Origin of the sequence: Salinivibrio socompensis S35, from assembly GCF_000513715.1 — a bacterium.
In the GTDB taxonomy this organism is placed as follows: domain Bacteria; phylum Pseudomonadota; class Gammaproteobacteria; order Enterobacterales; family Vibrionaceae; genus Salinivibrio; species Salinivibrio socompensis.
In genome coordinates, this window is record NZ_AQOD01000016.1 from 1 (window position 1) to 13,745 (window position 13,745).

The 13,745-nt window shown below is 50.3% G+C and carries 9 protein-coding genes, 1 tRNA gene and 5 pseudogenes; 5 read left to right on the forward strand and 10 right to left on the reverse strand.

The features are described 5' to 3' along the window. The 6 genes and pseudogenes from DZ54_RS23945 to DZ54_RS18310 form a co-directional block, all read right to left on the reverse strand. A pseudogene (locus DZ54_RS23945) lies at positions 1–262 on the reverse strand (transposase family protein); the annotation flags it as partial. 58 nt (positions 263–320) lie between these two features. Further along, complete coding sequence (locus tag DZ54_RS0102195) at positions 321–527, reverse strand: hypothetical protein (RefSeq protein ID WP_025672951.1); 207 nt, start codon at positions 525–527, stop codon at positions 321–323. A gap of 110 nt (positions 528–637) precedes the next feature. After that, on the reverse strand, positions 638–1,009 hold the full coding sequence (locus tag DZ54_RS25420; protein ID WP_037353361.1) for an ATP-binding protein: 372 nt from the start codon (positions 1,007–1,009) through the stop codon (positions 638–640). Further along, entirely contained in the window at positions 1,009–1,404 is a 396-nt protein-coding gene (locus tag DZ54_RS25425; RefSeq protein WP_205619356.1) for a hypothetical protein, read from the reverse strand. The genes DZ54_RS25420 and DZ54_RS25425 overlap by 1 nt, the downstream gene beginning before the upstream one ends. 405 nt (positions 1,405–1,809) lie before the next feature. Next, a tRNA-Ser gene (locus DZ54_RS0102205) sits at positions 1,810–1,900 on the reverse strand. A gap of 181 nt (positions 1,901–2,081) precedes the next feature. Continuing rightward, positions 2,082–3,289 (reverse strand): annotated as a pseudogene (locus tag DZ54_RS18310) (NupC/NupG family nucleoside CNT transporter). A gap of 581 nt (positions 3,290–3,870) precedes the next feature. On the opposite strand from DZ54_RS18310, the gene DZ54_RS0102215 reads away from it, so the two are divergent. The 3 genes and pseudogenes from DZ54_RS0102215 to DZ54_RS0102225 all read left to right on the forward strand — a co-directional run bounded on the left by DZ54_RS0102215 (position 3,871) and on the right by DZ54_RS0102225 (position 6,580). Then, positions 3,871–5,148, forward strand: coding sequence for an NRAMP family divalent metal transporter (locus DZ54_RS0102215; RefSeq protein WP_025672952.1), 1,278 nt, complete (start codon positions 3,871–3,873; stop codon positions 5,146–5,148). A gap of 207 nt (positions 5,149–5,355) precedes the next feature. Beyond that, positions 5,356–6,023, forward strand: a pseudogene (locus DZ54_RS18315) (Bax inhibitor-1/YccA family protein). 227 nt (positions 6,024–6,250) lie between these two features. After that, positions 6,251–6,580: a TusE/DsrC/DsvC family sulfur relay protein gene (locus DZ54_RS0102225; RefSeq protein ID WP_025672953.1), complete on the forward strand. Its 330-nt coding sequence runs from the start codon at positions 6,251–6,253 to the stop codon at positions 6,578–6,580. 127 nt (positions 6,581–6,707) lie between these two features. On the opposite strand, the gene yccX is transcribed toward DZ54_RS0102225, so the two are convergent. Further along, positions 6,708–6,980 (reverse strand): acylphosphatase, encoded by a 273-nt coding sequence (yccX, locus tag DZ54_RS0102230; RefSeq protein WP_025672954.1) that lies wholly within the window; start codon positions 6,978–6,980, stop codon positions 6,708–6,710. An 81-nt stretch (positions 6,981–7,061) separates the two neighbouring features. On the opposite strand from yccX, the gene DZ54_RS0102235 reads away from it, so the two are divergent. Both DZ54_RS0102235 and DZ54_RS18320 read left to right on the forward strand, forming a co-directional pair. Further along, a complete protein-coding gene (locus tag DZ54_RS0102235; protein WP_025672955.1) occupies positions 7,062–8,435 on the forward strand; it encodes a methyl-accepting chemotaxis protein in 1,374 nt (457 codons plus the stop codon). A 199-nt stretch (positions 8,436–8,634) separates the two neighbouring features. Next, positions 8,635–9,821: pseudogene (locus tag DZ54_RS18320) on the forward strand (class I SAM-dependent methyltransferase). Positions 9,822–9,986: 165 nt separating this feature from the next. On the opposite strand, the pseudogene DZ54_RS18325 reads toward DZ54_RS18320, so the two are convergent. The 3 genes and pseudogenes from DZ54_RS18325 to prpB all read right to left on the reverse strand — a co-directional run bounded on the left by DZ54_RS18325 (position 9,987) and on the right by prpB (position 13,629). Further along, positions 9,987–11,436: pseudogene (locus DZ54_RS18325) on the reverse strand (bifunctional 2-methylcitrate dehydratase/aconitate hydratase). A 57-nt stretch (positions 11,437–11,493) separates the two neighbouring features. Next, on the reverse strand, positions 11,494–12,645 hold the full coding sequence (prpC, locus tag DZ54_RS0102250) for a bifunctional 2-methylcitrate synthase/citrate synthase (protein WP_025672956.1): 1,152 nt from the start codon (positions 12,643–12,645) through the stop codon (positions 11,494–11,496). Positions 12,646–12,759: 114 nt separating this feature from the next. Beyond that, positions 12,760–13,629: a methylisocitrate lyase gene (gene prpB, locus DZ54_RS0102255; RefSeq protein ID WP_025672957.1), complete on the reverse strand. Its 870-nt coding sequence runs from the start codon at positions 13,627–13,629 to the stop codon at positions 12,760–12,762. Positions 13,630–13,745 lie beyond the last annotated feature (116 nt).

A 13,745-nucleotide genomic window follows, 5' to 3' on the forward strand; every position in this document is an offset into this window, starting at 1 on the left:
GCTTGAAAGGCATTCGGTTCAATCGAAGAGATGGCACGAGCGATGGTATCGTCGGCAGGAATACCGTCTTTAAACATACCGTTACGCTTAAACCACTCATGGTGCCCTAGGATGTATTCTCGAATCTCGTACCATCCTTTCGACCCCGCAATCACCGCGCACAATGAAGCAAAGAGCAGGTCAAAAAGCGGTAGGTTATCTTGGCACTCTGGCGATTATCATCAACGGCGCTGAAGTAGTCTTTAAATGTATCGATATCCACGGTATCTATCCCGAACTATTTTAGAATCTGCCTATATGATCACAGCCAGAGGTGATCGTCAAACCGATCCTTTTTTGGTTAAAAAACGTTCGCGATCTCGCCCTGCCATATGCCCTTTGATTAGACGCTGCACTTCTGCATAGTGAAAACGAGCAAAATCTTGGTTTTCGAAGATAGAATCCAAAGCAATGCTAAGAGCTTTCGCTTGCTCTTCTCCATAAAGTTCAGAGACATTATCTTTGAGCTCTTTTATGTACCAAGTCAATTTAATACTCCTTGTGTGCTAAACGCTCCAAAAAGGGCAATAATACGTGGGATAAAATACGGAAAAAAGTTACAGAAGCCCACGTGTTATTGTCCCGCTTACATAGCTTGTTAGTTGCCAGTTTGTACCCGTTTTAAAATATATTCTTGCAAAGCAACACCCTGGAGCTTCTGCTTGCAACCATTGATTCTCACCCATGTATTTCCTGAAGTATTAAAATATAGGCCTATAGAATTGGATTTAGGTACATTCACTTCTATAACGTAACTATTATCACTACCTTGTACATCGTGAAAGTAAATTTTTATCTGTGTGGGATCAATAGCCGGCTCTATAGTGCTTATTTTTGAATTTATAGATTTTCTTATATTATCCTTTTGATCATTATTAAGAATTACACTTTTTATCAAGGCCTGATCAGTAATCCCCCAGAAAATACTTCCACCAGAACTGTTAAGAAAAGCGATAACATATTCATCCACTAAATTTTGTAATTGACTTCGTCTGGGTTATTACCTTTAATTTCCTTGAATTCGTGATTAAGATCTTCCTCAAATGCTGCTTTCTCACCTTCAATGAATTGATATTTCGTTTTTGGTTCCACACGTTCTAGCTCATCTGGCAGTGATTCGAAAAAAACTTTGAGACTTTTCATTGTTCTAGGACTCATATGAACAATTTTACAAGCCTTATTCATTGAACCATGCGTTTCAATTAGCTTATCGATTTCGCTAACTGCATGAGATTTACCAACCAGCTGCCCCCATGTTTCTATAAGCCGATTTCTCTGTGGTCCGCTCAGTTGACCGCCTGGTCTGTAAGCTTGATTAATATTTTCAAAAGCTTCTTGCAGAGTCCACTTTCTATCAATAATCAAAATTCATCCTCAATACGAAAAAATACTTTTGGCAACTAACATATTTTTAATGCTTGAAGCAATCAACTCGTCTGCGAAAGTGTGCATGCCGCCTATCATGGTTGAAGCGTTCACATTATCCCGAAACAGTACCACCTAACCCATAACGCGTTACCACGCAGGAGCGTGGGAACGAGGTGACAGCCGCCGCAGTGCTAATGGATTTGCTTTAACACCCACGCTACCGCCCTTTGGTTGGCGGCGTCCAAAAGGCCTTACAGAGCAATTTTTCGCGGGCTAGATTATCAGACGCCATTCAGTCTGTTTAGGCAAAGGGGTCTAAAATGTTGGCGAGGTCAGGGTTTTAGGATTTGTAGGGGGATAAACGCAAAAAAGCCGCTGACTGAGCAGCGGCTTTTCGGTATGTGGCGGAGAGATAGGGATTTGAACCCTAGAAGGGCTATTAACCCTTGCCGGTTTTCAAGACCGGTGCTTTCAACCACTCAGCCATCTCTCCGGAACGCGGCGTATATTATTGGGTTCGCTGTGGCTTGTAAACCCTTTATTTGCCGCTTTTGGTCTGCTCGCTCAATCAATGATCAGGTTGGCGAACATGCTAGCAAAAGGCGATTAGCTTACCGCCACTCGCCCTGCTTTTAACTGAGACACGTTAGCTGAGTCTCTTTACTACGCAATGTTTATAGCGCGATAAAAATACCCGCCAGTGCCGCACTCATTAGGTTGGCAAAGGTGGCAGCGATCACCGCGCGCACGCCAAGGCTGGCCACATCTTTGCGGCGCTCGGGCACCATGGCACCAATCGAGCCGAGTTGAATGGCAATTGAGCCAATGTTAGCAAAGCCACACAAGGCAAAGGTCACAATCACCTGGCTTTGCACAGACAAGTTCGCTTTGATATCGGCAAAGGATAAAAAGGCGACAAACTCATTCAGTGCAATCTTTTGCCCTAATAGATTACCGACATCAAACACTTCATGCACCGGCACCCCAGTAAGCAATGCCAGGGGTGAGAATAAATAGCCGAACAGAGTTTCTAAGCTCAAGCCTTCTAAATCAAGCAGCTCGCCAATGCTCCCGAGTCCGGCGTTTAGCATCGCAATCACACTGATAAAGGCCACCAGCATGGTACCCACGGCGACCGCGACTTTCATGCCGTTCATCGCGCCACTGGCCAATGCATCAATCGCGTTCGCTTGGTCGCTATCGCTGATTTCAACCTGGTTTTGCTCAGCCGGTGTTTCTGTCTCAGGGACGATGATTTTGGCCATTAATAACCCACCCGGGGCCGCCATAAAGCTCGCGGCAATCAGGTATTTTAAATCCACGCCCATCGCGGCATAACCGCCAAGCACACTGCCTGCCACCGAGGCCATGCCGCCGACCATCACGGCAAACAGCTCTGAGCGGGTCATTTTGCTAAGAAAAGGGCGAACCACCAAAGGAGATTCGCCCTGAGAAAGAAAGATGTTACTGGTGGCCACCAGCGATTCTGCTCGACTGGTACCGAGTAATCGCTGTATGCCACCACCGAGCAATTTAATAACCCACTGCATAATGCCGAGATGATAAAGGAGAGAAATCAGCGCACTGATAAAAATGATTAACGGCAGAACTTTAACAGCAAAGATAAATCCATCATTGGCAAGCGGACCAAATACAAATTCGATGCCTTCGTTGGCGAACGAGAGTAACGTAGCTGCGCCATTGCTCATCGAACCAGCATGGCTTGCCCAAAGGGAATATAGAGGACTAACGCCGCGAAACCGGCTTGCAAACCAAACGCGCCGAGAACGGTACGCCAGTTAATGGCTTTGCGATTAGTGGAAAATGCGCACGCGCACAGAACCAGAGCGACGAGACCTGCCGCGCTATAGAGGAGTTGCATAAATAGATTACCTTGCCGTGTTGTATTGCACTTGCGGTACGGATGAGTACGACACGCTGCCGGGGAGGCAAGAGGTTCCATCATGCGTTACATCGTACCGCGGGTTCGGTGAAGGTGGGCCCAACCTTGGACGCTTTTTCTTCAGCCGCGAATCGCGACACCACCACTCTTTGTCTATTGCTGGGCAAAGAGCGCATGTTGGGCGCGTATTCTATTGTGATTTATCTCTCATTTCCAGCAGAATCTGACCCTAGATCACACTTTATTTAGGCCCTTCTGACCGCGATTCAATTTACTTCTGGCTTTGTCTTGTCTCTCAGACAATGGTCGGATGTTTATCCCTCTCTTTTTGTGTCACGTTGGCACTATCTATCATTCACACCCAGCGTGACACCTGCGCTGAATAAATATGGCAAGATTGGTTGACACGTTTAGCTCATATGATATTCATGGATAGCTATTGACAAAAAACCTGAAGGTAAAGCGATAAAAATCAGCCTCAGGCGAAAAAAGAGAAGCAATAGCGTTAAATCACAAAATTAAGCAAACACCACAACGCAATTATTATAAAGGAAACAACCATGCAAACCGTCTCTTCGCACCAGACAGCGCCCAGCTTGTCGGTGATGCAACGCCTACGCGCTTTAGGGCCAGGAATAATGATGGCCGCGGCAGCCGTAGGCGGCTCTCACCTTGTAGCTTCGACCAAAGCCGGGGCGATTTATGGCTGGCAACTCGCGGCATTGATTCTGCTCGTTAATCTATTTAAATACCCCTTTTTCCGAGCAGGCGTACAATACACAGCAGGCACTGGCGAAACGCTGGTAGAAGGTTATGCGCGCTTGGGCCGCCCGTACTTGTGGCTTTTTGTTGCCTTGAGTGCGGTCTCTGGTGTGATTAACACCGCGGCCTTGACCTTATTTAGCGCCAGCTTGCTCAGCTATTTTGTGCCGTTTGATCTGTCGTTAACGGTATTGTCGACCATTATTGTGATCACCTGCCTGGTGATATTAATTGCTGGCCACTACAAGGCATTGGATCTGCTTGCTAAAGTAATCATGGCAACGCTCACTTGTGCCACTTTGGTCGCGGTTACAGTTGCGGTCGGTAACCCAGTCGCGGTCGAGCCTAGTTTTAATGCGCCGTCAATTTGGTCGGTGGCGGCGATAGGTTTTATCGTAGTCACCATGGGCTGGATGCCCGCGCCGATTGAGATCTCGAGCATCACGTCTGTGTGGCTCAAGCGTAAAGCGCAATCCGAACCGATTAACGCCCAAGCCGCGCTGTTTGATTTTAATGTCGGCTATATCGGCACAGCCGCGCTTGCGATTGTGTTTTTGTCACTCGGTGCCCTGCTCATGCATGGCAGTGGTGTGGAGCTGAAACAGTCTGGGATTGGCTTTTCTCATCAGTTGGTCGGTTTGTATGCCGCCACCATTGGCGAGTGGTCGCGTTATTTGATTGCGGTGGTCGCCTTTTTCTGTATCTTTGGCAGTACGATTACCGTGATCGACGGTTATGCGCGGGTGGTGTCTGAATCACAACGCTTGCTTCGTGGGCAAACAGAAACAGAGGCTAACCCGGCTATCGCACAAGGCTGGATGGTGCTGATCTCGGTGTTGGCACTGGCCATTGTGGCGTTTTGGACCGGCGCATTGCTGACCATGCTTGATTTCGCCATGGTCGCGGCGTTTGTTACCACGCCCTTTTTCGCCTTATTGAACTATATTTTGGTGACCAAACACCGCTTACCGCCTGAAGTGACCATGAGCAAAGCGATGCGCGCGCTGGCCATTACTGGATTAGTGTATTTGTTTGGTTTCTTGGCGGTGTTCGTCTGGTGGAAGTGGTTGATGTAAAAAAGTTTACCTTGTTCGCGCTTAAAAGGCTGGGTTAACATCCTTTTACAACTTCACCATCGGTGTTAAGCGCGGATAAGGTATTATTGACCTTATAAAAGCCAGTCGTGGTTTAGGTTAAGGACGTGGGCGGCTTGAAAAAGTGAACGACTGCCCACATAACTGTCGTATATAAAAATGGATTGTTAACCCAACCGGGAGAACGTTATGAACGATCGTACCGTTTCGCACAGCCAGTCACAGCAGAGTGCGTTATCTACAAACAAGGTGCTACGGAATACGTATGCACTGCTATCGATGACACTGATCACCAGTGCTATCGCGGCTTTTATCGCTATCGCTGTCGGCATCGGCCCCATGATGTCGCTAGGTATGACCTAGGTGCGTTGGCGATCGTGTTCTTTGTGCTACCACGCACCATGAACTCTTCGGCCGGTATTGTGTGGACCTTCGTCTTCACCGGCTTGCTGGGTGCCTCACTCGGCCCAACCCTGACTTACTACCTGAGCCTTTCTAGCGGCCCAGGCATTGTGATGCAGGCGCTTGCCACTACAGGGATGGTGTTCCTAGGCCTATCGGCGTATGCGATTACCTCTAAGAAAGACTTCTCTTTCATGGGTGGTTTCTTGGTCGCCGGCGTGATTGCTCTACTGGTGGCGATGGTCGCAAACATCTTCTTGCAGATCCCAGCGCTGAGCCTGGCAATTAGCACCATCGCGGTACTGATTTTCTCCGCCTTTATTTTGTACGATACCAGCAAAATCATTAATGGTGGCGAGACCAACTACATCCGCGCCACCGTGTCGCTGTATCTGAATATCTTCAACATCTTCGTTCACATGCTGAGCATTCTTGGCTTTATGAACGACGACTAATACCTATGGATTAGTTAGTAAGAAACACCAATAGCCGGCACGCGCCGGCTTTTTTATGGCTGCTTTTTTATGCCTGAAAGTCTGTGATTACATGACACACCCACTCAGTGCAGCGCGCAACATCACGCACAGTGAACGCCAGTTGCACTCGCCCGCCCCGCTCGCTATGCTTTGCAGCCTTAATCAAAGCGATAACGTCCGGTCAGATGACGAACAAAGGTAAGACGATGCTGGTGTATGAAGGTGAAACCATTGCGACGGATGCGCAAGGGTATTTAAAAAATGTGGACGATTGGCACGAAGCCCTAGTGCCGCTGCTTGCCGAACAAGAAAACATTGCGCTGACCGAAGCACATTGGGAAGTGATTCACTTTGTGCGCCATTTTTACCAAGAGTACAACACCTCACCGGCGGTGCGTTTGTTAGTTAAATCGATGGAAAAGGAATACGGCCCAGAAAAGGGCAACAGCAAATATTTGTTTAAGCTGTTCCCGAAAGGCCCAGCAAAACAGGCCACAAAGCTAGCCGGCTTACCCAAGCCCGCTAAATGCCTCTAGTCACCGAGGCAGACAAGTACCGAAGCCGACAAGTCCCGAGGCAGACAGATCAAGCGCCGCAACACCATGGCGGCGCGTATCGCAATTGCCGCTACGCTATCTGTTAGCAAGACCGGTTTTTGAGACGCTACAAGATGGCGAACCCATCAACGGCGCGCCACTCCACGTCTTCTTTATCGACCTGATCGACACTCGCCGTTGGCGGGCCTTTATCCAACCATGCTAACAATGAATCAACCGATTCTTCGCGGCCACAGGCCAGCACTTCAACACGACCATCCGGTAAGTTCTTCGCATACCCGGTCAGTGCCAGCTTTAGCGCTTCATGGGCGGTCTGATAACGAAAGCCCACCCCCTGAACGTGACCTGTGACATAGGCCTTGATACATTTTTGAGACATTGGTCACCTCTACTGTATTCCCATTGCAAAACGACACCTGTATAACGCTACATGAGACAAGTCGTTTGACAGGATTACGTCATGAAAGAAGTTGCGTTTCGATGGATTGATAAATATTTCATCCACCTTCGGCTCCAAGAGAAATTTTACCTTATCTTTTTCCTCCCCTTGTTCGCAATGGTTGTGATTGCGCTGACCTTGGATGCAGCCTCGGATACTCGTGTTGCACACAAGATGGACGCCGAAGGCCAAGTGATTCAAGCTCTGATTAATAAGTACGATCTGCCTAAAAATGAGGTGCAAACCCTGCTGAACAATCAGCAAACCGGTTTTACGTTTAATGGCAGTGCGCTTAACTATCAACTCGAAGGCTCCCTGTTTAGTCATATGAGCACCGTCGACTGGAGCCTGCTACTTGGCATGATCTTCGTCATTGCGGTCCTGATTTACTACATCATGACTTTCATTGGCGGGGCCATGTACACCATGAACCAAGCTTTATTAAAGCTAGCAGAGGGTGAGCTAAGTTACCGGATGAACTTTATCCCTGTTCGTGATGAATTTAGCCAGATCGCGGTTACCATTGATAAAGTGCTCGAGCGTGAACAAAGTTTGGTGAAAGCGATCCAAGAAAGCGCAGAAATGATGGACAGCCTGTCTTCAAACTTGCAGCAACGCAGCAATGAAAGTGAATCATTGGGTGAAGGACAGCGCCAATATCTTGATTCGCTAGCCAGCGCGACTGAAGAAATGGCCAGCTCAATTCGCGAAGTCGCTACCCATGCCACTGAGACCTCAACCCAGACGCAAGAAGCAACAGAAGCGGCGAACTTGGGTCGTCAGCAAGTCCAGCAAACCATGGCCGCGATTAACGGCCTGTCCAGCGAGATTGCGCAAGCGGCGGATAAAGTCACCGAACTGAGCAAAAATGCGGAGCAAATTGGTACCGTGGTCACCACTATCAATGGCATCAGTGAACAAACCAACTTGTTGGCGCTGAATGCGGCGATTGAAGCAGCCCGTGCCGGTGAACAAGGTCGTGGCTTTGCCGTGGTGGCGGACGAAGTACGCACCCTCGCGAGTCGCACCCAAGAGTCGACGGTTGATATTCAGTCTATGATTGAATCACTGCAAGCGCATACCGCGGATCTGCGCCGCGTGATGGAAGGCACGGTTGAAAATGCGTCAGCCAGCGAGGCGGCGGTGCAAGACATTGATACCGAAATCAGCCAAATCGCTGAGCGCAGTGGCACCATTGCCGATCGCAGCACCGAGATTGCCGCCGCTGCCGAACAGCAAGGCAATGTCGCAGGCACGATTTCGCAAGATGTCGAGCAAGTACGCAGCCAATCGACCCAAGTTGCGCAAATACTGCGTGACTCCGCTGCGGATGTCAGTGAGCTCGGTGCACAAGCCCACCAGCTTAAAACCTTGGTGGCTGGGTTACGGACTTAGTCAATCCCGCTACAACGTATCAGACAAAACGCGCTTGCTTAGGCGCGTTTTCTTTATCTACTCACCTTTCATTGATTGCAATCACGCGAGCCTTGCTCGACAATACCCGCCCTTTTTTCGCTCTACTAATGTGTCACTTTAAGAGACAGACCGAGCATGTCTCTTAAAGTGATTCGCCTTATCCCGATTAGGAACCATCATGACAGCCACTGTTTATCTCGCCAAAGGGCGTGACAAGTCGATTAAACGCCGCCACCCATGGATTTTCTCCCGCGGCATTACCCATATTGAAGGCAAACCCGGCTTAGGTGACACCGTCACGGTCTGCGATCATCAAGGGGAATTTCTGGGAATGGGCGCGTTCTCGCCGCAATCACAAATTCGCGTTCGTATGTGGTGTTTTGAGAAAACCGCCATCGACAGTGATTTTTTCCTCGCCCGTATTCGTGCTGCCAAGCCACTGCGTACCATGCTCGCCGGGCGTGATGGTTTAACCGGTTATCGCCTACTCGCTGCTGAGTCAGATGGCGTCCCCGGCATCACCGTCGACAAGTACGATAACTACTTGGTGTGCCAATTGCTCAGCGCCGGCGCGGATGCCAGCGTGATAACCTCGTCACCGCACTGTGTACCGAGTTCCCAGATTGCTATATCTACGAGCGGTCGGATGTTGCGATTCGTAAAAAAGAAGGCCTCAAACCACGCACCGGCGTTTTACACGGTGATGAGCCGCCCGCCACGGTCACCATTAAAGAAAATGGGATTGCCATTGATGTCGATATTGCCAATGGCCATAAAACCGGTTTCTATCTCGACCAACGTGATAGTCGCGAACAAGCCGTCAAATATATGGATGGCAAGCGCGTCCTTAACTGCTTTTGTTATACTGGCGGTTTTGGCTTATATGCACAAAAAGGTAATGCTAAACACGTCACTAATGTCGATGTGTCGCAACCTGCACTTGATAGAGCCAAAACCAATGCCGAGCGTAACGGCTTCGATCTCACCCGCGCGGAATTTGTGAATGCCGATGTGTTCAAACTACTGCGTGCCTATCGCGAGCAAGGCGAACGCTTTGATGTGATTGTGATGGATCCGCCTAAGTTTGCCGAATCGAAATCACAACTTAACGGGGCGTGCCGCGGTTACAAAGACATTAATATGCTAGCGATGCAGCTGCTTAACCCGGGCGGTGTGCTGCTCAGTTATTCTTGCTCAGGCTTGATGGATGGCGGCTTGTTCCAAAAGATCTTGGCCGACGCAGCGTTAGATGCGGGTAAGAACGTGCAGTTTATCGAGCGCTTTGCACAAGCCGCTGATCACCCAACCCACAGCGCCTACCCAGAAGGTTTTTACCTCAAAGGCTTCGCTTGCTTGATTCAATAAGCCTGCGCGTCACTCAATAAGCGCGCTCTTTTCTTAACGCGTGGTATTGCCTTAACGCATGGTATTGCCTTAACGCGTGGTATCACTGTGATACCACGCGTTGTCGGACCTATTGTCGCGCTCAGCATGACACGGCTAGGATAACAACGTTGATTAATTACGCGCTTAGTTAATCACAAACAGCGACATAAATTCGTGCACCGGGGTTTTCTCCAGCGCGGCCTGGTCGTTACACAAGGCAACGATTTTTTCACTCTGTGTTTGCGGGAACCGGGTTGCCAAGTTGGAGCGGAATTTTTGCTCCAACACGGGGATCCCTTCTTCGCGACGGCGACGGTGGCCAATCGGGTATTCCACCGCCACTTGCTCAGTACTGCTGCCATCGGTAAAGACGATTTGGATCGCATTGGCAATCGAGCGCTTATCCTCTTCTAAGTATTCCGCGCTATAACGTGGATCCTCTTTGACCACCATTTTTTGCCGTAATGCATCAATACGGGGGTCGGCGTAATGGAAAGCATCTTCATAGTGCTCGGCGACCAAATTGCCGTATAGCAGCGGTACTGCCACCATATATTGCAAGCAGTGGTCACGGTCAGCTGGATTAGCCAACTCCCCCTCTTTAGAAATGATGCGAATGGCCGACTCGTGGGTAGTGATTTCAATACGCTCAATCTCATCAACACGGTCTTTCACCTGTGGATGCAAGGTCACCGCCGCTTCTACCGCGGTTTGGGCATGAAACTCTGCCGGGAAGGAAATCTTGAACAGCACGTTTTCCATCACATAGCTGGCAAAGTCTTGTTTGATACTAAAGCGTTGCCGTTAAACAGCACATCGTAATAGCCCACCTTGGGCGCGCTAAGCACCGACGGCAAGCCCATTTCACCTTTCATGGTGATCACTCGCCAACCGCACCGCGCGGGAGGTGGCATCCGCCCGCCGCCCACGATTGCGGGAACCGGCGTTCGGCGCATGGCGTAGTGCGTAGCGCACAACCATCTACCCAAGCTTGTGAAACGGCATCAATGATCTGATCCCGATTACCGCCCAGCATTTTGGTGACCACAGCCGTTGATGCCACGCGCACTAATAAGACGTGATCGAGCCCAACGCGGTTAAAGCTATTCTCAAGGGCGAGCACGCCTTGGATCTCATGCGCTTTGATCATCGCAGTCAATACATCACGCATGGTAAGCGGCGGTTTGCCTTCGGCCACGGCCACACGGCTTAAGTAATCGGCGGTGGCCAAAATTCCGCCTAGGTTATCAGACGGATGGCCCCACTCGGCGGCGAGCCAAGTATCGTTAAAATCGAGCCAGCGAATAATACAGCCGATGTTAAACGCGGCGGTGACCGGATCAAGCTCGTGGGAAGTGCCCGGCACACGCGCCCCATGGCGCACTGTGGTCCCCGGCACCAGTGGACCTAGGTGTTTGGTACATTCCGGGAAACGTAGCGCCAGCAAGCCACAGCCAAGGGTATCCATCAAACAGTTGCGTGCGGTGTTGTAGGCTTCTGCCGAGGCAATCGGCGTGCTATCGACATAATCAGCAATTTGCACCAATAAGGCATCGGGGTCGGGGCGCTGGTTCAGTTCTACGTTGTTGCTCATGGTCAATTCCTTCTGTGATTTTTAATCTGGATTATGGGCGCTAACTAGCGACGCCGATTAGGAGCGCTGATCGATAGGTAGCCAATCTTGATGTTCAGGGCCGTCGTAATCGGCACTGGGGCGAATAATACGGTTATTAGCGCGCTGCTCAAACACATGCGCCGCCCAGCCCGTGACTCGGCTCATGACAAAGATGGGGGTAAACAATTTGGTCGGGATCCCCATAAAGTGGTAAGCCGACGCGTGATAAAAATCGGCATTGGGGAACAAGCCTTTTTCGCGTTTCATCACCTGCTCGACCCGCTCAGACACGTCATAAAGCCAAGCGTCTGGTGCGTTTTCGGCAAGCTGTTTCGACCAATGCTTAATAAGCGCATTACGCGGGTCTGATTCACGGTAAATCGCATGGCCAAAGCCCATCACTTTGTCTTTATTGGCGAGCATTTGCATTAACCCTGCTTCGGCTTCCTCAGGCGACCGCCACTGCTCCAGCATCGCCATCGCCGCTTCATTGGCGCCACCATGCAATGGGCCGCGCAAGCTGCCGATGGCCGCAGTAATGCAAGAGTGCAAATCGGACAACGTGGACGCACACACACGCGCGGTAAAGGTCGAGGCATTAAACTCATGCTCGGCATACAACACCAGCGAGCAATGCATCACCGATTCATGCAGTGGCGACGGGGTTTGGTCAGTCAGCATTTTGAGGAAGTAGCCGCCAATGCTTTTCACCTCCGGCTGATAGGTATCGACTCGCACGCCATCATGTGAATAGCGGTACCAGTAGCAGATAATGGCCGGCAACATCGCCAACAGCGTATCGGTTTTATCCACTTGCTCACTAAAGTCGGTTTCTTGATCCAAATTACCCAGCATCGAGCAGCCGGTACGCATCACATCCATGGGGTGCGCATTGGCAGGAATTCGCTCCAGCACCGCTTTTAAGGCGTCAGGTAACCCCCGCTTGCCGACCAAGGTCTCAGTGTAGTCGGTGAGCGTTTGACGATTGGGTAGCTGGCCTTTTAGTAGCAGGTAAGCCACTTCCTCAAATTGGGCGTGATTGGCTAAATCGGTAATATCATAACCGCGATAGGTTAATCCAGTGCCGGTTTGTCCCACCGTACAAAGAGCGGTAGTACCAGCACTTTGACCGCGAAGACCCGCGCCAGAGGTTGTTTTCTCGTTAGGTGCGACGGCGACATTTGTCATGATTGGCTCCTTTCCTTTGATGCCATCAGATTCAACCGCTGCATGAATCCGTGAACGTGGCGATAATTCCAGTGGTGTAACCGACGTTTTCACACCGTGGGTGTGCGTTCGTGATCACTCTTTTCCAAATAGGCGATCCAATTGCTGTTCGTAGGCGTGATACCCCAAGAAGCCATAGAGGGCATCACGGGTTTGCATGGTGTCGACCACGTTTTTCTGGTGGCCATCATCCAGCAAGTGTTGATACACATTGAGGGCGGCTTGGTTCATAGCGCGAAACGCGGAGAGCGGATACAGCACCATGCTGACCCCCACGCTCGCCAGCTCTTGGCTAGTAAACAGTGGGGTTTGGCCAAACTCGGTGATATTGGCCAGTACCGGCACCTTTACTTGCTCAACAAAGGCTTGGTACTGTTCGAGCGTTTGCATGGCTTCGGGGAAAATCATGTCCGCCCCCGCTTCTACATATGCCCTGGCGCGAGCGACGGCACTGTCCATACCTTCTACCGCCAAGGCATCGGTGCGCGCCATGATCACAAACTCAGGATCGGTGCGCGCATCCACCGCGGCTTTAATGCGGTCGACCATTTCAGCTTGGCTGACAATTTCTTTGTTGGGACGATGACCGCAGCGCTTTTGCGCCACTTGGTCTTCCATATGCACCGCGCCCGCGCCGGCTCGTTCCATTTCACGAACGGTGCGGGCAATATTGAGCGCGCCGCCAAAACCGGTATCAATATCCACCAGCAAGGGCACATCAGTCGCTGCCGTGATCCGGCGGACATCTTCCAACACGTCATTAAGCGTGGTGATCCCCAAATCCGGTAGGCCATAAGAGGCATTGGCAATCCCGCCCCCGGACAAGTAAATGGCTTGATGCCCCACCCGCTCCGCCATCATGGCGCAATACGGATTGATGGTACCGACCACTTGTAGCGGGATATTGTTGCGCACCGCTTGGCGAAAACGTGCACCTGCACTCATAGTATTCTCCTTGGTTGATAAGACGACAAAATAAATAGATGGTTAATCTATTAACTAAATGGAAAATCGTAGTGATGTCGATGAGACTTTGGTCTGCCGTTCCGTTTTTTGTCGTG

Bases quoted from the DNA above. Each gene is read 5' to 3' on its own strand.
- DZ54_RS0102215 (WP_025672952.1), top strand. From the start codon at position 3,871: ATGCAAACCGTCTCTTCGCACCAGACAGCGCCCAGCTTGTCGGTGATG.
- prpC (WP_025672956.1), bottom strand. From the start codon at position 12,645: ATGACAAATGTCGCCGTCGCACCTAACGAGAAAACAACCTCTGGCGCG.
- prpB (WP_025672957.1), bottom strand. From the start codon at position 13,629: ATGAGTGCAGGTGCACGTTTTCGCCAAGCGGTGCGCAACAATATCCCG.
- DZ54_RS0102235 (WP_025672955.1), top strand. From the start codon at position 7,062: ATGAAAGAAGTTGCGTTTCGATGGATTGATAAATATTTCATCCACCTT.
- yccX (WP_025672954.1), bottom strand. From the start codon at position 6,980: ATGTCTCAAAAATGTATCAAGGCCTATGTCACAGGTCACGTTCAGGGG.
- DZ54_RS0102225 (WP_025672953.1), top strand. From the start codon at position 6,251: ATGCTGGTGTATGAAGGTGAAACCATTGCGACGGATGCGCAAGGGTAT.